General features: G+C 64.6%; 22 protein-coding genes and 1 pseudogene. 4 read left to right on the top strand and 19 right to left on the bottom strand.

The features are described 5' to 3' along the window. Window positions 1–35: 35 nt before the first annotated feature. From AC16XC_RS07275 to AC16XC_RS07235, 9 genes are all read right to left on the bottom strand, one after another. Window positions 36–557, bottom strand: coding sequence for a demethoxyubiquinone hydroxylase family protein (locus AC16XC_RS07275; RefSeq protein WP_484033985.1), 522 nt, complete (start codon window positions 555–557; stop codon window positions 36–38). Continuing rightward, window positions 557–1,030 (bottom strand): disulfide bond formation protein B, encoded by a 474-nt coding sequence (locus tag AC16XC_RS07270; protein ID WP_484033984.1) that lies wholly within the window; start codon window positions 1,028–1,030, stop codon window positions 557–559. The genes AC16XC_RS07275 and AC16XC_RS07270 overlap by 1 nt, the downstream gene beginning before the upstream one ends. 9 nt (window positions 1,031–1,039) lie before the next feature. Continuing rightward, window positions 1,040–2,377: a S41 family peptidase gene (locus AC16XC_RS07265; RefSeq protein WP_484033983.1), complete on the bottom strand. Its 1,338-nt coding sequence runs from the start codon at window positions 2,375–2,377 to the stop codon at window positions 1,040–1,042. 117 nt (window positions 2,378–2,494) lie between these two features. Beyond that, window positions 2,495–3,712: a murein hydrolase activator EnvC family protein gene (locus tag AC16XC_RS07260; RefSeq protein ID WP_484033982.1), complete on the bottom strand. Its 1,218-nt coding sequence runs from the start codon at window positions 3,710–3,712 to the stop codon at window positions 2,495–2,497. Between the two features lie 4 nt (window positions 3,713–3,716). Beyond that, window positions 3,717–4,139 carry a 23S rRNA (pseudouridine(1915)-N(3))-methyltransferase RlmH gene (locus tag AC16XC_RS07255; RefSeq protein ID WP_484033981.1) on the bottom strand — a complete coding sequence of 141 codons (423 nt, stop codon included), beginning with the start codon at window positions 4,137–4,139 and terminating at the stop codon, window positions 3,717–3,719. A gap of 28 nt (window positions 4,140–4,167) precedes the next feature. Beyond that, a complete protein-coding gene (rsfS, locus tag AC16XC_RS07250; RefSeq protein WP_484033980.1) occupies window positions 4,168–4,593 on the bottom strand; it encodes a ribosome silencing factor in 426 nt (141 codons plus the stop codon). Between the two features lie 54 nt (window positions 4,594–4,647). Continuing rightward, entirely contained in the window at window positions 4,648–5,313 is a 666-nt protein-coding gene (locus tag AC16XC_RS07245) for a nicotinate-nucleotide adenylyltransferase (protein WP_484033979.1), read from the bottom strand. After that, window positions 5,310–6,362 carry an aldo/keto reductase gene (locus AC16XC_RS07240; protein ID WP_484033978.1) on the bottom strand — a complete coding sequence of 351 codons (1,053 nt, stop codon included), beginning with the start codon at window positions 6,360–6,362 and terminating at the stop codon, window positions 5,310–5,312. The genes AC16XC_RS07245 and AC16XC_RS07240 overlap by 4 nt, the downstream gene beginning before the upstream one ends. A 24-nt stretch (window positions 6,363–6,386) precedes the next feature. Further along, window positions 6,387–7,661 carry a glutamate-5-semialdehyde dehydrogenase gene (locus AC16XC_RS07235; protein ID WP_484033998.1) on the bottom strand — a complete coding sequence of 425 codons (1,275 nt, stop codon included), beginning with the start codon at window positions 7,659–7,661 and terminating at the stop codon, window positions 6,387–6,389. A gap of 248 nt (window positions 7,662–7,909) precedes the next feature. Here AC16XC_RS07235 and AC16XC_RS07230 point away from each other — a divergent pair, with 248 nt between their 5' ends. Further along, a complete protein-coding gene (locus tag AC16XC_RS07230) occupies window positions 7,910–9,064 on the top strand; it encodes a M23 family metallopeptidase (RefSeq protein ID WP_484033977.1) in 1,155 nt (384 codons plus the stop codon). Window positions 9,065–9,077: 13 nt separating this feature from the next. Further along, window positions 9,078–9,509, top strand: coding sequence for a bactofilin family protein (locus AC16XC_RS07225; protein WP_484033976.1), 432 nt, complete (start codon window positions 9,078–9,080; stop codon window positions 9,507–9,509). 34 nt (window positions 9,510–9,543) lie between these two features. Here AC16XC_RS07225 and AC16XC_RS07220 read toward each other — a convergent pair whose 3' ends face one another. The 7 genes from AC16XC_RS07220 to AC16XC_RS07190 all read right to left on the bottom strand — a co-directional run bounded on the left by AC16XC_RS07220 (window position 9,544) and on the right by AC16XC_RS07190 (window position 16,774). After that, window positions 9,544–11,265 carry a long-chain-fatty-acid--CoA ligase gene (locus AC16XC_RS07220; protein ID WP_484033975.1) on the bottom strand — a complete coding sequence of 574 codons (1,722 nt, stop codon included), beginning with the start codon at window positions 11,263–11,265 and terminating at the stop codon, window positions 9,544–9,546. Between the two features lie 72 nt (window positions 11,266–11,337). Next, the gene (locus AC16XC_RS07215) at window positions 11,338–12,039 is read right to left on the bottom strand and encodes a DUF1013 domain-containing protein (protein ID WP_484033974.1); all 702 of its coding nucleotides are present in this window, start codon (window positions 12,037–12,039) and stop codon (window positions 11,338–11,340) included. Between the two features lie 130 nt (window positions 12,040–12,169). After that, window positions 12,170–13,207 carry a glycosyltransferase family 4 protein gene (locus AC16XC_RS07210; protein ID WP_484033973.1) on the bottom strand — a complete coding sequence of 346 codons (1,038 nt, stop codon included), beginning with the start codon at window positions 13,205–13,207 and terminating at the stop codon, window positions 12,170–12,172. A gap of 11 nt (window positions 13,208–13,218) precedes the next feature. Next, complete coding sequence (locus AC16XC_RS07205; protein ID WP_484033972.1) at window positions 13,219–14,142, bottom strand: UDP-2,3-diacylglucosamine diphosphatase; 924 nt, start codon at window positions 14,140–14,142, stop codon at window positions 13,219–13,221. A 118-nt stretch (window positions 14,143–14,260) separates the two neighbouring features. Continuing rightward, window positions 14,261–14,890, bottom strand: coding sequence for a glutathione S-transferase family protein (locus tag AC16XC_RS07200; RefSeq protein ID WP_484033971.1), 630 nt, complete (start codon window positions 14,888–14,890; stop codon window positions 14,261–14,263). After that, on the bottom strand, window positions 14,880–15,785 hold the full coding sequence (locus tag AC16XC_RS07195; protein ID WP_484033970.1) for a DUF8021 domain-containing protein: 906 nt from the start codon (window positions 15,783–15,785) through the stop codon (window positions 14,880–14,882). The genes AC16XC_RS07200 and AC16XC_RS07195 overlap by 11 nt, the downstream gene beginning before the upstream one ends. Beyond that, window positions 15,785–16,774: an NAD(P)H-quinone oxidoreductase gene (locus AC16XC_RS07190; protein ID WP_484033969.1), complete on the bottom strand. Its 990-nt coding sequence runs from the start codon at window positions 16,772–16,774 to the stop codon at window positions 15,785–15,787. The genes AC16XC_RS07195 and AC16XC_RS07190 overlap by 1 nt, the downstream gene beginning before the upstream one ends. 119 nt (window positions 16,775–16,893) lie before the next feature. Between AC16XC_RS07190 and AC16XC_RS07185 the strand changes: the two genes are divergently transcribed. Further along, window positions 16,894–17,100, top strand: a complete 207-nt coding sequence (locus AC16XC_RS07185; protein WP_484033968.1) for a DUF1192 family protein — start codon at window positions 16,894–16,896, stop codon at window positions 17,098–17,100. Between the two features lie 134 nt (window positions 17,101–17,234). Next, window positions 17,235–19,610, top strand: a complete 2,376-nt coding sequence (gene clpA, locus AC16XC_RS07180; RefSeq protein ID WP_484033967.1) for an ATP-dependent Clp protease ATP-binding subunit ClpA — start codon at window positions 17,235–17,237, stop codon at window positions 19,608–19,610. Window positions 19,611–19,628: 18 nt separating this feature from the next. Here clpA and AC16XC_RS07175 read toward each other — a convergent pair whose 3' ends face one another. From AC16XC_RS07175 to AC16XC_RS07165, 3 genes and pseudogenes are all read right to left on the bottom strand, one after another. Beyond that, on the bottom strand, window positions 19,629–19,913 hold the full coding sequence (locus AC16XC_RS07175; RefSeq protein WP_484033966.1) for a DUF167 domain-containing protein: 285 nt from the start codon (window positions 19,911–19,913) through the stop codon (window positions 19,629–19,631). Then, window positions 19,894–20,469 (bottom strand): gamma carbonic anhydrase family protein, encoded by a 576-nt coding sequence (locus AC16XC_RS07170; protein ID WP_484033965.1) that lies wholly within the window; start codon window positions 20,467–20,469, stop codon window positions 19,894–19,896. Before AC16XC_RS07170 ends, AC16XC_RS07175 begins: the two co-directional genes overlap by 20 nt. A gap of 2 nt (window positions 20,470–20,471) precedes the next feature. Continuing rightward, window positions 20,472–20,662 (bottom strand): annotated as a pseudogene (locus AC16XC_RS07165) (porphobilinogen synthase); the annotation flags it as partial.

The raw sequence follows: 20,662 nt of genomic DNA, 5'->3' as shown, positions 1-20,662 counted from the left end.
CGCTGAACATGATCTGAAGCAATTCCGCAAGCGCCTCAGACCCGTTCCGACAGCCGGATGGCCAGGCGGCAGCCCAGCCGGATAGCTCCAGAGAGCAAGGGATAGGCCGGCGCCCGTTCCGCCCCGGCGGCGAGGGCCGCATCGCGATGTTCGCGCTCGTCTGCGCGGAACTCCTCGATCACCCGGGCGAGCTCGGGGTCTTCCCCCGTCGTGTCGAGCCGGTCGAGCTGGCGCGTATAGTGGCGGTCGATCTCTTCCTCGACCGCAGCGGTACAGGCCATTGCCGCTTCCGGGCCGATCAGGGCGGTTGCCGCGCCCAGCGCAAAACCCGCGACCGACCAGATGGGCTGGAGGGCGGTCGGCCGTACGCCGCGCTCGGCGATCATCGCGTTGAAGCGCGCCAGATGGTCGCTTTCCTGCGCCGCCATCGCCCTGATTTCCGTTGAATTCGGGCCGCGATCGCCCATCACCGCGAGTTGCCCCGCATAGATCCGGGTTGCGCCATATTCGCCGGCCTGGTCGACGCGGATCATCCGGTCGGTGTCGATCCTCGCCATCACGAACCCCGTTTCTTCGACACCAGCACGAAGATGGCCAGGGCCGAAGCGGTCGAAATGAGAAAATTCCAGCCCGCCAGCGATATGCCGAACAGGCTCCATGGCGCGACGTCGCAGCGGATGATCGGCGCATCCATGATCGCGGCCAGCGGATCGTCGCCTCCCAGGTTGGTCGCCGCACAAGTGGTGATTCCTTCCCACCAGCCATATTCGACCCCGGCATGAAACGCGCCGATCGCGCCCGAGACAAGCACGGCAAGCCCGGAGAGCGCGACGAGTGGCCTGCGGATCGGAACGACCAGGCCCACAAGCGCTAGTGTGAGCGCGACAAAATGCGGATAACGCTGCCACCAGCACATCTCGCATGGCGGCAGGTCGAATTGGTATTGCGCCACATAAGCCCCGCCCAGCAGGCCCAGCGGGACCAGGAAGGCGAGGGCGTGGGCCTGGTCGAGCGCTCTCTCGCGGGTCACGCCTGCTCCCTATTGGCGACGGGCAAGGGCGGTGCCGTTGCCCCGGCGCAGGGTTTCGAGCGCATAATGGAGCTGGAAATCGTCGATCCCCTGCTGCTCCAGTTCCTCTGCCGTGGCCGAGAAGCGCGGATCGGCGAGCTTGTCCTTTTCGAGCTCCTTGTCGTCGAGATCGATCTCGTTGACCAGGTGCCTGCGCAGGTCCGATTCCCGGATTGCCAGCCGCGACCGGCGGGCGGCGTCGGGATCCGACAGCTGGGGAACCGTGATATCCGGCTCGATCCCGCCTTCCTGAACGGCGCGGCCCGAAGGCGTGTAATAGAGCGCGGTGGTGAGCTTGAGCGCGCTGTCGCGCGTCAGGGGCATTACCGACTGCACGCTCCCCTTGCCGAAGCTGGTCTCGCCCATGATCAGCGCGCGGTGATGGTCCTGCAGGGCGCCGGCCACGATTTCCGAAGCCGAAGCCGAGCCGACATCGATCAGCACGATCAGCGGGACGCCGCGGGCAATATCGCCCGGCACTACGGTTTCGGCGTCGAAAGTGATGTTTTCGGCGCGCATCCGGCCGCGCTGCGAGACGATTGCGCCCTTGTCGAGGAAAAGGTCGGACAATTCGACCGCCTCGTCGAGCGATCCGCCGGGATTGCGGCGCAGGTCGAGCACCAGCCCGTTGAGCCTGCCGCCGGATTCCGCGGTCATTTCCTCAATGGCATCGCCCACATAGCGGCCGACATTGGCCGAGAACTCGTTGACCGAAATGACCCCGATCCGGCCGTCATGCAGCTCGTGGGTGACCGGCTCGAGGGTGATTACCCCGCGCCTGACCGCTACGTCGAGCGGTTCACTGCGACCCGGGCGGAAAATCGAGAGGTTGAGTACCGTCCCCGCCGGACCGCGCATTTGCGCCACTGCTTCGTCGAGCGTGAGACCGTAGATCAGCTCGCCGTCGAGATGGGTGATGAAATCGCCGGCCTTGACGCCCGCCTGCTCGGCCGGGCTGCCGCGCATTGGCGAAATGACCTTTACTGCGCCTTCATCCATGGTGACGGATATGCCGAGCCCTTCATAACGACCGTCGATCATCGTGTTGATCCGCTGCAGGGCCTCGCCATCGAGATAGGCCGAATGCGGATCGAGCGCGCCGAGCATGCCGTCGATCGCGCCCTTGATCAGGACTTCGTCGTCGACCGGTTCGACATAGCTCGCCTTGATCCGCTGGTAGATCGCGAACAGCTTGCCGAATTCGGGGGCTGCGCGACCTTCGACCTGGGCGAGGCCGGCGGTGGTCGCCGGGAGCAGCGCGATCGCCGTGACGAGGGCAGCGGAGCGAAGCAAAGGTGCGAATTTCATCGGATTGTCCTGTTTCTTTCGGCGGGCCTTTTATCGCGCGATCGAGCTTAACGCCAGATGATGCAACAAACTGTCCCTTCCCGGCACCCCCGAAGGCGCGGTTGCAAACGGGCAATCCTAGCCGAGAAAATCGAGCGGATTGACCGCCTCGCCGCTCCGACGAAGCTCCAAGGTGATCGACGGATTGCGCTGCGGCGCGATCCCGATCGGCGCCCCGCCCAGCAGCTCGGCCCCGACCGCGACATCGATCCGCGCCAGGCCCGTGACCAGGCTGGTCCAGCCGCCGTCATGCTCGATGATGACAATCCTGCCGTAGCCGCGATAGGGGCCTGCAAACACCACCCGGCCCGGTCCCGGGGCCACCACCTGCGCCCCGTTCCTGGGGGCCATCGTCACGCCCTTGCTGGGCACGCCCGCTTCACCCGCCGACCCGAAGCCCGCCAGGGTCCGTCCCGCAACCGGCAATTGATAGCCCGGCGGCGCGGGCACCTCGCCGGAAGTCACCCGCTCCTGCACGGCGACGACCTCCGATGCCGCCGGACGCGGAGGGCGGACGATCGGCCCAGGCAGCATCGCCAGCTGCTCCCGCAACGAACCTGCTTCGTCGAGCCGTTCCAGCAGCGCATCGAGATCGCGCGCCTCTTCGGCCAGGGCGACGGCGCGCTCGGCCTCCTGGTTGGCGGCGCCGGTCGCCTCTCGCGAAACAAGCCGCTGGCGCGCTTCGAGCTCGGCGAGTTCCGTGCGACGCCTTTCGAGCTCGCTTTCACTGCCGCGGAGCGCCGCCACGGTCTGGATCGCCGCGCCCTGGAGATCGGCGGCCCGCTTGAGTTCGCCGCGCAGGGCGGCGGTGCGCTGTTGCACTTCGGGCAGGGTCGAAGCGAGCAGCGCGCGCATATAGACCATTTCCCTGACCGAACCCGGGCGCATCACCGAGAGCGCCAGCGGACGCCGCGAAAAGCGCTGGAGTGCGGCGGTGAGGCGTACCACCGGCTGCTGGCGGACGGCCAGCCGCGCCGCCAGCGCCCGCTGCTGGCGATCGATGATCGCGAGCCGGGCCTCGGCCAGCGCGATGGCCGCTTCGGACTGCTGGATCCTCGCCGCCAGGGCCGCCGATTGGCGGGCGGTCCTTTCGGCCGCTTCGCTGGCGCGTTCCGCCGCTGCCTCCAGCTCCTCGGCGCGCTTTCTCGCATTGTCGCGGTCTTGCAGCGCCTGTTCGACCGAGCTGCGCGTGAGCCCGGCGGCAGGGACTTGGCGCGTCTGCTGGGCGAGAACACCGGCCGCGAACAGTCCGCCGAGGGCCGCCAGGATACCGATCGTAAGCAAGGCGCGTTTCACGCCGCTATCCTGCCCGATGATAGGGATGGCCGGCAAGGATCGAAGTCGCGCGGAACAGCTGCTCCATCAGCATCGCCCGCACCAGGAGGTGCGGCCAGGTGCACGCGCCGAAGGCCAGCAGCAGGTCGGCCGCCTTCCGTTCGCTCTCGGAATGGCCGTCGGCCGCGCCGATCGCGAAGCGCGTCTCGCGAATGCCGTCGTCGCGCCAGCGCCCGAGCAATTCGGCCAGCTCTTCCGATGAGAGCTGCTTGCCCCGCTCGTCGAGCAGCACCGTGCGAGATGGTGTCAGAGGATCGGGAATATTGCCGCCGGTCTCCGGCAATTCAGCGATCTGCAGCGGCCAGGCGATCCGCTTGGCATAGCGCGCAACCAGCTCGGCTTCGGGCGAGCGCCCGATCTTTCCGCGGGCAATGACATGCAGGCGCATCCGGTTCTCCTGCGCCCGCCCTTAAGGGTTAGGCGGTTCCGGCGGCAACCGGAGCCTCGCCGAACGCCCACATCCGTTCGAGATTGTAGAAGCTGCGCACTTCAGGACGGAACAGGTGGACCACCACGTCGCCGGCATCGATCAACACCCAGTCTGCCGCGGGCAGGCCTTCGATGCGCGGGGATTCGAACCCGGCATGCTTGATCCGTTCGGCCAGTTTCTGGGCAATCGCCGCCACCTGCCGCGTCGAGCGGCCCGAAGCGATCACCATGTGATCGGCAACCGAGGATTTTCCCGCCAGCGGGATCGAGACCACTTCCTGCGCCTGGTCGTCGTCGAGCGACTGGAGGACAAGCGCATGCAGCTCTTCGGCATCCTTTCCGGCAACCGATTCAGGCAAGGCATGACCCTTCGGGAACTTGGTGGGCGCGGGCAAAATATGCGGCTGGTTCATGACAGCGCGGACAACTCCAATTTGGGGGAAAGGAATGCGGAAGAGGCCCGCGCCTCACGCGCGCTCCCCTTCGCTTCGGTCATGAATGAGACGATGCGTCACCTGGTCCCGCGGCGTGTCGCCTGAGTAGCGGCGAGCCCAGTGCGGATCTGCGCGGCGTATCTCGGTCGCCGAGCGCGGATCAGGATCGAAACGCAATTCAATCAGCGCCGGTGCGCTCCATTCACCCCGGTTTCGAAATCCGGCAGCAGGAACCCGGAAGCGCCTGAGCCAGGCCCCCGCGGGGCTCGCGAAGGCGCGGTCATCATAACCGGGTCGATTCATCACCGCAATCGGCATTTGCCGGCAAATCGCCCGCCAGTCCTTCCAGCGGTGGAACTGGGCGAGATTGTCGGTTCCCATCAGCCAGACAAACCTTGTGCGGGGGAAACGGCGCTTCAGCGCCTTCAGCGTGTCGATTGTGAAGCGCGTTCCCAATTGCTGCTCGATCGCGCTGACCTGGATCGGGGCATTGCGCGCCATTGCCTGAGCCGAACGAACCCTGGCGGTAAGCGGGGCCATGCCCTTATCCGGCTTGAGCGGATTGCCGGGAGAAACCAGCCACCAGACCTCGTCGAGCCCCAGGGCCTTGCGGGCGGACAGCGATATTCGCCGGTGCGCGCCATGCGCCGGGTTGAAACTGCCTCCCAGCAGGCCGACCGCGCGGGTTCGCGACGTCACTTCGCTGTTCGGCGCGGGCTGACCCTGAATCCGTGCCGCGGAAGCTGCGATGCGATCGCCCAGGCCGGATATTCGGGGTCGAGCGCGCTCAGCTCGTCGAGCTGGATCAATTCCTGCGCGGTCAGTTCGACGTCGCTCGCGGCAATATTTTCGGCCAGTTGGTCGCTCCGCTTGGCGCCTATGATCACGCTCGACACGACCTCCTGGTGGAGCAGCCAGGCGAGCGCGATGCACGCGACCGAACAGCCATGGGCATTCGCCATCGGCTGCATTGCTTCGACCAGGGCGAACGCCTTGTCCTTGTCGACCTTGGGGAAGTCGAGTTTTGCACGGCGGCCTTCTCCTGCGGTCTTGCCGTCCTTGTCCCTGGTGTATTTGCCCGACAGCAATCCGCCGGCAAGCGGGCTCCACACCATCAGGCCGAGGCCCTCGTTCATCAGCATCGGCACGAGCTCGCGCTCGAGATCGCGCGAGGCGACGGTGTAATAGGCCTGCAGCGAGACGAATTTGTCCCACCCGCGCCGCTCGGCAATCCCGAGCGCCTTGGCGATCTGCCATGCCGCCCAGTTGGACACGCCGATATAGCGCGCGCGGCCCGAACGAACGATATCCTCCATTGCCCTGAGCGCTTCCTCGATCGGGGCAAGATGGTCCCAGCCATGGAGCTGGTAGAGATCGACATGGTCGAGCCCGAGCCGCGCCAGGCTCGCGTCGATCTGGGCCAGCAGGTGGTAGCGGCCCGATCCGGCATCGTTGGGCCTGTCGCCCATCGGCCCCATGCCCTTGGTCGCGATCACCACCTGGTCGCGCGGGGTGCCGAGCGATTTCAGCGCGGCACCGAGGAATTCCTCACTCTGGCCCGAGCTGTAGACATTGGCCGTGTCGATGAAATTGACCCCCGCTTCGAGCGCCTGTTTGACCAATGCGGTGGAACCATCCTGGTCGAGTTCGTGCTGGAAGAAGGCGCTCGGCCGGTTGCCGAAAGTCATCGCGCCGAGGCACAGCTCCGACACGACGAGGCCCGAATTACCCAGCCGGTTATAGCGCATGGCCGAAGCTCCCCCGGCCGCGGATCAAGGGCGAACCTGCCCGGTTCCGCGCGCCTTCCATTTGTAGGTCGTCAACCCCTCGAGCGCTACCGGGCCGCGCGCGTGGAGCCTCCCGGTGGCGATCCCGATCTCCGCCCCCAGCCCGAATTCGCCGCCATCGGCGAACTGGGTCGAGGCATTGACCATCACGATCGCGCTGTCGACCTCGTCGAGGAAACGCTCTGCCGCCGCTTCGTCCGCGGCCACGATGGCGTCGGTGTGATGCGACGAATGGCGCTCGATATGGTCGATCGCGGCATCCAGCCCGTCGACCACCGCAACCGAAAGGATGGTGTCGAGATATTCGGTGTCCCAATCGTTGGCACTGGCCGGGACGATCCGCGAATCGAGCGCCTGCGCCGCTGCGTCGCCGCGCAATTCGCACCCGGCATCGAGCAGTGCGCCGACAACCGAAGGTGCGTCGACAAAGTCGGAATCGATCAGCAGCGTCTCCATCGCGCCGCAAATGCCGGTGCGCCGCATCTTCGCGTTGAGCGCAATCTCGCGCGCCATCCCGGGATCGGCGGAGGAGTGGATGTAAGTGTGGCAAATGCCGTCGAGATGCGCGAGCACGGGCACGCGCGCTTCGTTCTGGACGCGTTCGACGAGGCCTTTGCCGCCGCGCGGGATGATCATGTCGATCAGGCCGGCTGCGCGCAGCATCGCGCCGACCGCTGCACGGTCCTGGGTCGGCATCAGTTGCACGGCCTCGCGGGGGATGCCTCCCGCCTCGAGGCCTTCCACCAGCGCCGCATGGATCGCGCGGTTCGAATTGACCGCCTCGCTCCCGCCACGCAGCAGCACGGCGTTGCCCGCCCTGACGCACAGGACCGCGGCATCGGCGGTGACATTGGGGCGGCTTTCATAGACGATGCCGATCAAGCCGATCGGGATGCGGACACGCGAAAGTTCGATCCCGTTGGCCGGCGTCCTGGTGTCGATGACTTCACCGACGGGGTCGGGAAGTGTGGCAACATTTTCAATTGCCTGGGCGATTCCTTCCAGCCGCCCATGATCGAGCCGCAGGCGATCGAGCATGGCCCCGCTCAAGCCGCGCGCTTCGCCCGCCGCGACATCCCGCGCATTGGCGGAAAGGATTTGCTGTTCGGCCTCGCGCAGGCTCCTGGCGGCCAGCCTGAGTGCGGCAGCCTTCTCGGCGTCGGTCTTGCGCGCAAGCACGCGCTGTGCCGCGCGACCGGCCATTGCCAGCCGGGCGACAAGTTCCGCGCAATCGCTATGCTGTTCGACCATCGTTGCCATCGCGCGCGCCCTATCACCGGTGATCGCGGTTGTCATCGAATCGATTCGACCCCGTCCGGATCGAGGGCGACTTTGCTATGGTTAACAGTGGCTTTCCGATTGAATCGCGATCAATTCCGGCGGTTTCAACGGTTCATCCCGTGACTCTAACGGTTCGCCTCCTTCGTGAGTCGGGCTCAATGGACCTTGGGTGCCTCCCCTGTAAGCAGGACGCTAGGGAGCACATAAGGGTTCGTGGGGTCAAAGAATTGCAGAAAACGGGTGTCGCCGGATTCCGAGACAGGCTGAAGGGCTGGTTTCCCGATCGCGAGTTTTTCATGCGCTCGCAGGGCCAGGTCCGCTTCATAAAGGTTTCTTCGCGCGTACAGATCGCCAGCGCAACCGCGGCCGTTGGCGTGCTGCTGTTTTATGCGGTTAGCATGGGCGTAATGGCGATCAGCCAGTATACTTCCGAGCGCGACCGGTTGGCGCTGCTCGAACGCGAAGCCATGGTTGCCTCCTCCGAAAGCCGCCTCAACCGCTATCGCGACGATCTTGACGGCACGGTCGAGGAAATCGACAGCCGGATGGATTTCATCGAAGGTGTGACCGAAACGCTCGACTTGCCCGCCGGCAAGTCCGCGTCCGACACGGTCTCGGATTCCTCTGGCGAGGCCGCAGAGACCGTGGCCAAGGTCGGCGCGGCGTTTCCCGAGGCCCGGGGACTGGCCGAGATCGAAGCGCGCCAGCTGGCCTATGTCGAAAGCCTGACCCGTTACGCCGATGTGCGCGCCGCGCGGGCCGCCTCGGCGATCCGCCAGCTTGGCCTCAATCCCGACCAGATGCTGCGCGGTTCGCGCATGGCGATGGGCGGTCCGCTCGAAGTGCTCTCGACCAATCGCGACGGATCGCTCGACCCGCGCTTCGAACGTCTCGCCTTGAGCCTGGCGCGGATGGATGCGCTCGAAGAGAGCCTTGAGGGCATCCCGCAATTCCTGCCCGCCGCGCGCTGGTCGATTTCGTCCGGCTTCGGCTATCGCCGCGATCCGTTCACCGGGCGTGCGGCGATGCATTCGGGCCTCGATTTCAAGGCCGGCTACGGCGCGCCGATTTATGCCGCCGCCAAAGGCACGGTCAGTTTTGTCGGTCGCAAGGCCGGTTATGGCAAGGTCGTCGAAATCAGCCACGGCAACGGGTTGATGACGCGCTACGGCCACATGTCCGCCTTCCGCGCCAAAGTGGGGCAAGAGGTCGCCGCCGGCGACATCATTGGCGCGATCGGAAGCACTGGTCGTTCGACCGGTCCGCACCTTCATTTCGAGGTGCGAGTCAATGACCGCGCGTTGAACCCGCGCCCGTTCCTGGAGAAAGCCCCCCATGTTCTCGAAAAAGCCCGTGGAAGCACCGCGGCCAACAGCCGCTAGGACACCAACCAATATGGCCAGCAATTCGACCTTTTCGGTGATCGGTGCCGATGTCACGATCAAGGGCGACGTTTCCGCCACCGCGGATCTCCATGTCGATGGCCGGGTCGAAGGCGACATCTCCTGCGCCAGCCTGGTCCAGGGCGAAGGCAGCGAGGTCCATGGCCAGATCGAGGCCGAAAGCGCCCGGCTGGCGGGCAAGGTCGTCGGATCGATCCATGCCCGCGAACTGATCGTGCTCAAATCCGCGCGGGTCGAGGGCGATGTCCATTATGACGCGCTGACGATCGAGCAGGGCGCGGAAGTCGAAGGGCGTTTCTCGCACCATATCCCGGCCAAGAAGGCGGCTGCGCCAGCAACTGCAGCGCCCACTGCTCCGCAGATCAAGCAGGCGCCATCGGCCGATGATGACGATGGCGAGCCTCGGTTGACTCTCGCAGGCTGACGCAAGCTTTAGCTCTAACCGAGATTTCCGGGCGTTACTCTTCGCCCAGCACTTCCCTGCGCAGCGCCTTGCGGTCGAGCTTGCCGATCATCGTCTTGGGCAGGCTGTCGCGAATGGTCACGGAAGCGAGCCGTTCGTGCTTGCCGAGGTGGGCTTCGGCCCATTGGCTCAATTGCTCGCCGGATGCCCTGGCCTCGCCTTCCTCAAGCGTGACGAAGGCGGCAGGCCGCTCACCCAGGTAATCGTCGGGCATAGCAATCACCAGTACGTCCTTGACCGAGGGATGCTGCCGCAGGACTTCCTCGACCTGACTGGGGAAGACCTTGAACCCGCCGACATTTATCATGTCCTTGATGCGGTCGACGATCCGTATGTAGCCTTCGGCATCGAGCGTGGCGACATCGCCGGTCCGCAGCCAGCGTTCACCTTCGCGGACGGCGAAGGCGTTGGCCGCCGAATCCGGCCGGTTCCAGTATCCCTGCATGATCTGCGGCCCGTTGATCGCCAGTTCGCCCGGTTCGCCCGGAGGCGCATCCTTCTCCGGGTCTTCCTTGTCGAGCAGGCGCACCCGTGTCTCGGGCAGCGGCTGGCCGATCGTGCCGTGGCGGTTTTCGCCAATGTAGGGATTGGTGGAAACCACACCCGAAGTCTCGGTCAGGCCGTAGCCTTCGCAAATGCGCGACTGGCTTACGGCCTCGAACCTTTCCTGCGTTACTGAAGGCATCGGCGCCCCGCCGGTAATGCAGACTTCGAGCGATGAAAAATCCGTCTCAGCAATCCGCGGCTCGTCGAGCAGCGCCTGGTACATCGTCGGCACGCCGGGAAAGGCGGTCGCCTTCACCCGCTCGAGCGTGGCCAGGGCCTGTTTCGCATCGAAGCGCGGCAGCATGGCGAGGCAGCCGCCCTTCACCACCGTGCGATTGAGGGTGCAGGTATTGGCGAAGACGTGAAACAGCGGGAGTACCGCCATGATCATGTCCTGTCCTTCGCGAAACGGATCGACCGCGTCGACCTGGCGGGCATTGGCGGTGAGGTTCTGGTGACTGAGCATCGCGCCCTTGGGAGTGCCGGTGGTCCCGCCGGTATATTGCAGCAGGGCGAGGTCGCGCTCGGGATCGAGCTCGACCGGCGCGGGCAGGGTGTCGGCGAGTACGCTGCGCCAGGGCAGGACGTCGCTCCGCCGCGGCAGGCGTGCGAGCTGGCTCCGGCCGAAAATCCGCAAGGCGAGAGACTTGCCCCATGGCAGCATTTCGGAAAGCCGGCCGACCACCAGCGTATCGATCGGGGAATCGTCGAGCACCGTGCAGGCGGTCGGCAGCAGCGCCGGGACGTCGAGCGTGATAAGGATCCGGGCACCCGAATCCTCGACCTGGTGCTTCAATTCCTCGGCCGAATAGAGCGGCGAGAAATTGACCACCAGCGCTCCCGCGATCATCGCGCCGTAATAGGCTGAGACGTAGATCGGCACATTGGGCAGGAACAGCCCGACGCGATCGCCCTTCCTTACACCGAGCTCCTGCAATCCGGCGGCGAAGGCGCACGCCTCTTCGTCGATCTCGCGATAGGAGAAATAGCGGCCCATGAACTCGACCAGCGGCGCGTCGGGGAATTGCGCGACGCTGCGGGCGAACATTTCGGGCATGCTCAGTGGCGGGAGATCGAGCTCCCAGCTGCAGGGGTGATTGTAATCCTCCGGGGCCGGGTGGTCGGGCCGGGGAGGCCGCGCCACCGGGGTATCGCGCTTACTGACATCCATGTAAGCAAGTTTGCCCGATGGTCCGGTGCAAGGCAAGCGCGAACATGAACGGGTTGGCCCACGAGCGGCCAATTACTGCTTTTCGCTGGCCTCTTCGGCACGCTTCGCTTCGAGCCAGGCTTCCGCCTCGGCCTCCTGCGCCGCTTCGGCCGCGGCCTTGGCCGCCGACTCGCGCTCGGCGCGCAGTTCCTCGATCAGCGCCTCCCGGTCATCGCTCGACCCCAATCCGCTTGGCGCTGCCGCTGCGAGGCCTGCCTTCTTGGCGGCCTTGGCGACCACCGCGTCGAGTTCGCGTTGCGAGCACAGGCCCAGCGTCACCGGGTCCTTCGCCTGGATATTCTGGATGTTCCAGTGCGTGCGGTCGCGAATGGCGGTGATCGTGTTGCGGGTCGTGCCGATCAGGCGGGAAATCTGCGCATCGGATATTTCCGGATGGTTGCGCAGCAGCCAGGCAATCCCGTCGGGCTTGTCCTGGCGCTTCGAAACCGGCGTATAGCGCGGGCCCTTGGTGCGGCTGACCTGGACCGGCGCCTTCTGCATCTGCAGCGAATAGGATGGGTCCGCCTGGCCGCGCTCGATCTCCGCATGGGTCAGTTCGCCCGAATGAATCGGGTCACGCCCGGTGTATTTGCTGCTCGCCAGATCGTCGGCCATCGCCTGGACTTCGAGGATGTGCAGGCCGCAGAATTCGGCGATCTGGTCGAAGCCGAGCGAGGTGTTGTCGACCAGCCAGGAAGCGGTCGCATGCGGCATCAGCGGTTTGGTGTCGGACATTGTTCTCTCCGCCCGTTTCCGGGTCCAAAATAGAAGGGCCGCCCCTTTCGGAGCGGCCGTGTGCCCCTGCTATGTAGGCGATTGCCGCGATTTGGGCAAGCGCCCAGGGCGAAACCGGTGCCCCTGGAGCTCAGGCCGCTGCGGGAAGGACCCCGGCCAGGGACTCGTCCGGGCAAGCCAGTGCGTCGAGGAATTGCCTCGCGCTCGCTTCCCAGGTGAAGCGGCTGCCGTGGGTGATGCAATCCGCACGATCGAGGCGCAGCGCCCCGGCGATCGCGAGGTCGAGGTCCTCGTCCATTGCGCCGCTGGCTTCGGTGAGGATATCGACCGGGCCGGCAACCGGGTAGGCCGCCACTGGCGTGCCGCAGGCCAGGGCTTCGATCATGACCAGCCCGAACGTGTCCGTCCTGCTCGGAAACACGAAGACATCGGCTCCGGCGTAGCAGGCGGCAAGCTCCGGACCGGACTGGCGGCCAAGGAAATGCGCCTCGGGAAACTCGTTTTTCAGCCGGCCGAGCGCCGGGCCATCACCCACCACCACTTTCGCCCCGGGATGGTTCGAGCGCAGGAACGCGGCGATATTCTTCTCGACCGAAACCCGGCCGACATAGAGCTGGATCGGGCGCGGCAGCCTCCAATAGATATCAGGTGGTTCGATCCCGGGCCCGAAATCGGCCAGGTCGACCCCCCTGCTCCATTCCCTCAGCCGGCACAGGCCGTGCTTGCGCAGCTCCCGTCGCACGCTTTCGGTCGCGACCATGATTCCCGCCGAAGGTCCGTGAAACCATCTTATGTAGGACCAGAACAGCGACGCCGGGAGATGGGTCCGGCGCGCGACATATTCCGGGAATTGCGTGTGATAGGCGGTCGTGAAAGGCCGTTTGCGCGCGACGCAATGGCGGCGCGCGGCCAGGCCCAGCGGGCCTTCGGTCGCGATATGAACCGCGTCGGGGGCAAAATTTTCGATCTTCCTGCCAACCGAGCTGCCTCCCGCCAGCGCCAGCCTGATCTCCGGATAGGACGGGCAGGGCAGCGAGCGATACTGGTCGGGCGAGATCACAAGGACGTCATGGCCCCAGCGCGCCAACAGCGAAGTAGTCGCCTGCAGGGTGCGGACCACGCCGTTCATTTGCGGCGTCCAGGCATCGGTGACCAGGGCTATTCGCATGACAATCCGGCTCAGGCCGCTTCCGCCACCCGGGCAGATCGCTCGAAGGATTCGTCGCTGGAAGCTTCCTGTTCAAGCCGCAGGCGCCGCGCCATTACTTCGGGCCAGTGCAGGATTTCCATCCGCCCGTCCTGGTGTTCGACCAGCGCGTTGCACCCTTCCACCCAATCGCCATCGTTCCAATATTCGATGCCGTCGAACAGCCGGAATTCGGCGGTATGGATATGGCCGCAAACCACCCCGTCGACCCCACGCCGTGCGGCCGCGCGGGCGACGATTTCCTCGAAGCGCGAAATGAACTCGACCGCGTTCTTGACCTTGTGCTTGGCCATTTTCGAGAGCGACCAATAGGGGAGGCCGAGGCGCTGCCGGACCGCGTTGACCCACTGGTTGAGCGCCATCAGGCTGGTATAGGCAGCGTCCCCCGCGAAGGCGAGCCAGCGATGGGCCAGCATGATCGCGTCGAATTCGTCGCCATGCAGGATCATCAGCCGACGGCCGTCGGCGGTGTCGTGGAACGCGGCGCGGCGGATTTCCACGCCGCCGAAATTCAGGCCGGTAAACTGGCGGAACATCTCGTCGTGATTGCCGGGGATGTAGACGATCCGCGTGCCGCGTTTGGCACGCTTGAGGATGCGCCAGACGATATCGTTGTGCGAAGCGGGCCAGTAGAACTTCTTTTTCAGCCGCCAGCCGTCGATGATATCGCCGACGAGGTACATGGTTTCGGAATCGACGCTGTCGAGGAAATCGATCAGCAGCTCCGCGTTGCAGCCCTTGGTTCCAAGATGAACGTCGGAAATCCAGATTGTGCGGTATTTCGTCCTGCCCGATTGCGGCGGCTCGGGAATCCCGGGACTGATCCTGTCGAAATGCTGGAAATCGGCAGCGTGGCCAAGATCCAGTACGGCCGCCAGGCCCTGATCACCGAACATCGGAAATTCCCAAATGGCGCCCAAATCAAGGACCGCTTGGGTTTGTGCCTATGAATACCGATTGTTACAGACGATCCACAGTTTGGGGACAGTTCGGCGACTGTGTGACGGTTCCGGGTCAGCCCATCGGGACGAAACCTGGCTGGTGCTCAACCCGATCGAGCCAGTCGCAGACATGGGCATATTCGGCGAGGCTGAAGCCGCCCGCTTCCGCCACATGGGTATAGGCAAACAGGCAGATATCGGCGAGCGAGATACCCTTGCCGACGAACCATTCGCGGTCTGCCAGATGCCGGTCCATCAATTCGAGCGCCGCAATGCCGGCGATCCGTTTCGACTGCACCAGCCCGCGCTGCTCTAAGGAGAGATTGGCCTCGCCGATGTAGAACAGCCAGAAGCGCAAGGTCGCGATGTTGGGTTCGTGGTTGTATTGCTCGAAGAACATCCAGCGCAGCATGTCCGCCCGATCGAACCTGTCTTCGGGTACCAGCCGCGTCCCCTCGCCGAGATAGAAACATGCCGCATTGCTTTCGGGCAGGAAGCGGTCGCCCGCCTGGAGTACCGGAATCCGACCGTTCGAATTGACCTTGGCGAGAAAGTCGGGGGTACGAGTCTCGCCCTTGAGGATGTCGTATTGCTTGCGCTCTAGCGTGAGCCCGAGCAGCGCGGCGGCCAGCCTGATCTTGTAGCAATTGCCGCTGCGAGGATCCTCGTGCAGGACAAGCCGGTCGTATTCGTTACTGCCCATCTTCGCTCACCACATAGGGCTGCCCGCCAATCCAGGGCGACACCATATTGTAAGGCACGGTGACGAACACCGCCTCCACCCCTGCTATCTTGCCGCCGACGATCTTGAAATATTCCAATAGCACGAAGCTGTGCGGAAAATGGAAGATCGATTTGTGCCGGCTGCCATCGGTCCAGGTGACATCGATTACCCGGCCCGAATGGTCGATGAAGCCCGCCGCCAGCACCAGCCCCTTTTGTTCGTCGACCAGCGGGAAACGCCGGTCACGCAAGCGGTCGTCATAGATGTACTGGCCGAGGCGGAACTGGTCGGCCGTGCCCATCCGCGCGATCGGATAATTTTCGATCTCGGTGTTGGTGGTCTGCAGGCCGTTTTCGATCCGGTCGCAATCCTCGGTGAACTCCGCAAACAGCGTTCCGTCGTTCCTCTCGATCGTGTCGAAATAGCCATTGGCGATGCGGATCATGTCTTCGCGCGAGGAGCGCTCGCCGGGCGGGACATCGGCCAGCATCAGCGCGCGCGGAGGGCCATAGCCTTCGATCTGCGGGAAGGGGCCGAACTCGAACGCGCGGCAGACGATCGTCTCGGCTTCGGAGATCTTCCCATCCGGCGTCACTGCCAGGCGCAGCGCCATGATCGCGGGATGGCCCGATTCCTCGACGATCCCGAACCAGGAGGCCTGGCCGGCCGAAATGTCGGCTGCCTTGAGGTCGTAGCTGTCGCGCCGCGCGCCGATCGTGTTCCACAACCCGTCGCCGATGGCGAGGCGGACATTGTTCTCGGTAAACACCGCGCCCTCCGCCCAGTCGAGACGACCGGGGTCTTTCGCGACCAGCGCCTCGAGATAGGCCTCGGCCAGCGCATAGAGCTGTTGGCGATCGAACTGCTCCTTCATCAATCATCATCTCCCACTTCGAGCACGATCTTGCCGATATGCTCGCCCGCTTCCATCCGGCGATGGGCCTCGGCCGCATCCACCAGAGGATAGCATTTATCCATCACCGGGCGGAGCTTGCCTTCTGCCACCAGCGGCCAGGCATTCTGCGCGATTTCCTGCGCCAATAGCGCCTTGAAGACATCGCTGCGCGGGCGCAGCGTCGAACCGGTGATCGTTTGCCGCCTGATCATCAGCTGGACCATGTTGATCTCCGACTGGACCCCACCGAGCGTGGCGATGACCACCAGCCGGCCGTCTTCCGCCAGGCATTTGAGATTGCGCTGCGTGTAGCTACCCGCAACCATGTCGAGCACGACGTTCACTCCCTTGCCCCCGGTGATCCGCGCAACTTCCTCGACGAAATCGTGAGTCCGGTAGTTGATCGCATGGTGCGCGCCGATCCTGCGCGCGGCCTCGCATTTGTCGTCGCTTCCGCAGGTCGCGATCACCGTGAGGTCGAACAGCCTGGCGAGCATGATCGCCATCGTCCCGATACCGCTCGTGCCGCCATGGACCAGCAGGGTCTCGCCATCGCGCGCATAGCCGCGCTCGAACACATTGTGCCACACGGTGAACAGCGTTTCCGGCATCGCCGCTGCCTGTTCCAGCGGCAGGCCCTCGGGGACCGGCAGGCAATGGTCCCACCGGGTCAGGCAGTATTCGGCATAGCCGCCGCCCGGGGCCAGCGCACAGACCTGCTGTCCGAGCAGCTCGTCCGGCACGTCCTCGCCCAGCGCGACCACTTCACCGGCGACTTCCAGCCCCAGCAGCGGCGAGGCGCCCGGCGGCGGCGGATACAATCCCATGCGCTGAAGCACATCGGGGCGGTTTACCCCGGCAAATGCGACCTTGATCAGCACCTGGCCCTGGCCCGGCACAGGAACCGGCAGTCTCGCTGGCTGCAACACGTCGGCCCCGCCTGCCCCGTCGCAGATTATCGCCGTCATCGATTGAGGCAAGTCGCCCACAAGCAGCATCCCTCGCTTGTTGCCCGCCGGTGACACTCCACAAGCGAACTATGCATCCCATTGACAGAAAGCGCGCGCAATTGCGATGCTGTGAGGCAATGGACGAAGACGGTCTCCCCAGACGGCGCGGAGATGCAGCTGGCCAGCTCTCGAAAGAGAGCCTCGACAGCTATTCCCATGACGAATTGGACGAGCGGATCGCACTGTGCGAAGCCGAGATCGCACGGGTCAGGGCGCATCGCGACAAGGCGGCCGCGCATCGCATGGCAGCCGACGCCTTCTTCAAGCCCAGGACGGACAGTTGATGCGAGGCCCCTCTCGCATTCCGGCAAGCAGCCTCCATATTGGGTTGATCGCCCCCGATACAGAAATCATTAACCATACAAGTTCATGCTCCCTGTTCAGCAGGGAGTCGTTTCCTTCAGCGAAAGATAGTTAGATGCCGAGTTTCGCCCAGAGCCTTGAAAAGACGCTGCACAATGCGCTCCAGAATGCGAGCGACCGGGCGCATGAATATGCGACGCTCGAGCATCTCCTGCTGGCCCTGATCGAAGACCCCGACGCCGCCGAAGTGATGACGGCTTGCGGAGTCGAACTGGGCGAGCTCGCCGAGGTTGTCCGGCAGTATCTCGACCAGGAATACCAGTCGCTCAAGACCGAGGAAGAAAGCGACCCGCAGCCCACCGCGGGGTTCCAGCGGGTGATCCAGCGCGCGATCCTGCATGTCCAGTCGTCGGGCAAGGACACGGTGACCGGCGCGAATGTGCTGGTGGCGCTGTTTTCCGAACGCGACAGCTATGCGGTCTATTTCCTCCAGCAGCAGGATATGAGCCGGCTCGATGCGGTGAGCTTCATCAGCCACGGAATCGGCAAGGGCGGCAAACAGCTCGAAAGCCGCGCCCCCCAAGGCGCGGAAGAGCCTGCCCAGATCGCCGAGGACAAGGCCGACAAGGGCAAGAAGGATTCGGCGCTCGACCAGTTCACCGTCAACCTCAACCAGAAGGCGCTCGACGGGCGGATCGACCCGCTGATCGGGCGCGGCCCCGAAGTCGACCGGACGATCCAGATTCTCTGCCGCCGTTCGAAGAACAACCCGCTCTATGTCGGCGATCCCGGCGTCGGGAAAACCGCGATCGCCGAAGGCCTCGCGCGCAAGATCGTCGAAGGCGATGTCCCCGAAGTGCTCAACCAAGCGGTGATCTATTCGCTCGACATGGGCAGCCTGCTGGCCGGCACGCGCTATCGCGGCGATTTCGAGGAACGCTTGAAGCAGGTCGTCTCGGAACTCGAGAAGATGCCGCACGCGATCCTGTTCATCGACGAGATCCATACGGTAATCGGCGCGGGCGCGACCTCGGGCGGAGCGATGGACGCCTCCAACTTGTTGAAGCCGGCGCTCTCCAACGGGGCGATCCGCTGCATCGGTTCGACCACCTACAAGGAATTCCGCAACCATTTCGAGAAGGATCGCGCGCTCTTGCGCCGGTTCCAGAAGATCGACGTCAACGAACCGACGGTCGAGGATACGATCAAGATCCTCAGGGGCCTGCGATCCGCGTTCGAGGAGCACCACAAGGTCAAATACACGCCCGATGCAATCAAGACCGCGGTCGAGTTGTCGAGCCGCTATATCAATGACCGCAAGCTGCCCGACAAGGCGATCGACGTGATCGACGAAGTCGGCGCGATGCAGATGCTGGTCCCTCCAAGCCGCCGCAAGAAGAAGATCACCGCCAGGGAAATCGAGGCGGTGATCGCGACGATGGCGCGGATACCGCCGAAATCGGTCAGCAAGGACGACAAGAAGGCGCTGGGTGACCTCGAGAAGGACCTGAAGCGAGTCGTGTTCGGGCAGGACAAGGCGATCGAAGTGCTCGCGACCGCGATGAAACTTTCTCGCGCGGGCCTGCGCGAACCGGACAAGCCGATCGGCTCGTTCCTGTTCAGCGGGCCCACCGGCGTCGGCAAGACCGAAGTCGCGCGCCAGCTGGCCAGCATCCTGGGGATCGAGCTGCAGCGTTTCGACATGTCGGAATATATGGAGCGGCACAGCGTTTCACGGCTGATCGGTGCGCCTCCGGGCTATGTCGGCTACGACCAGGGCGGGCTGTTGACCGATGCGGTCGACCAGCAGCCGCATTGCGTGCTCCTGCTCGACGAAATCGAGAAGGCCCATCCCGACCTGTTCAATATCCTGTTGCAGGTGATGGATAATGGCCGCTTGACCGATCACCACGGCAAGACGGTCGATTTCCGCAATGTCGTGCTGATCATGACGACCAATGCCGGCGCGCAGGACATGGCGAGCCAGGGTATCGGCTTCGGCGATGTTTCCAAGGAGGATGCGGGCGAGGAAGCGGTCAAGAAAATGTTTTCGCCCGAATTCCGCAACCGCCTCGATGCGATCGTGCCCTTCGCCTATCTCGGGAAGGAAACGGTCAGCCGGGTGGTCGACAAGTTCATCCTCCAGCTCGAACTCCAGCTGGCGGAGCAGAACGTCCACATCCAGTTCGACAGCGATGCCCGCCAATGGCTCGGCAAGCGCGGCTATGACAAGCTCTATGGCGCGCGGCCGATGGCGCGGCTGCTGCAGGACAAGGTCAAACAGCCACTCGCCGAGGAACTGCTGTTCGGCAAGCTCTCGAACGGCGGCGAGGTCCATGTCAGTGTCAAGGACGACAAGCTCGCTTTCGAACTGACCCCGGCGCCGCCCAAGGAGGTGAAGAAGCGCAAGCCCTCCGCCAGGAAGGCACCGGCGAAGAAGCCCGCCGCCAAGGCCGGCGAAGGCGCAAAGGGCGACAAGTCGGAAGAATAGGCTCGGGGTGTCGGACCGCTAGTCCGGCAACAGCTGCACCAGCTTTTCGCGCGAGCTTGCGCCGCGCAGCAAGGTCACGCGCGACGGCGAGACGCCAAGCGCAGCAGCTATCAGCCGGAGAACGGCCGCATTGGCTTCGCCGTCCTTCGGCTTGGCGCGGACCTTGGCGACGAGCCTGCCGCCTGCGATCTCGAGCGCCTCGCTGCGTGCGCCCGGCGTCACCCGCAGAGCGAGCCGACCCTCGGCATCGGCCAGCGCACGGATCGCGGCGGCTGGCGGGAGATCAGCTTTCGGCTTCGCCATCCTTGAGCGCCCGGGCGTGATGCCTTGCGTTTTCGACATAATGGGCGACACCCATGCGCATCGCGCCGATCGCCTTGTCGGGCAGGTCGCGGAGATATGTCGCCGGGCGCCCGGTCCACAGCTGGCGCGGCTCCATCACTTTCCCGCTGGTGAGCATGGCCCCTGCCCCCAGCATAGCGTCGGAGCCGATCCGGCAGCCGTCCATCACGATCGCCCCGAGCCCGACAAAGGCGCGATCTTCGAGGATGCATCCGTGGACCATGGCGAGATGGCCGATCAGCACATCTTCGCCGATCAGCGTCGGATAGCCCTCGGGATTGCCCGGGGTCGGGCTTTCGCAATGGATCACGCTGTGATCCTGGACATTGGTCCGCGCGCCGATCACGATCCGGTTCACATCGGCGCGGATCGTGCAATTGTACCAGATGCTGGCGTCGGGGCCGATCTCGACATCGCCGATGATCCGGCAGCCGGGGGCGATGAAGGCGCTGTCATGGATGCGCGGTGTCTTGCCGTGAAACGCAAGGATTGTGGTATCTGGCCGCCCCGCAGCCAAGATCACCTCCCTAACAAACGCGCCGCCAGCGGCGCATGATAGGTGAGCACGCCCGCACAGCCCGCGCGCTTGAAGGCGGTCAAGGTCTCGATCACCAGCGCATCGCGATCGCCCGCGCCGGCCGCCGCGGCCGCTTCGATCATCGCGTATTCGCCGCTCACCTGGTAGGCGAAGACCGGGATCTCGAACCGCT

It is taken from the genome of Candidatus Andeanibacterium sp. (assembly GCF_057143545.1).
Note: the sequence above shows the minus strand (reverse complement) of the source record. Positions and strands in the feature narration are given on the sequence as shown.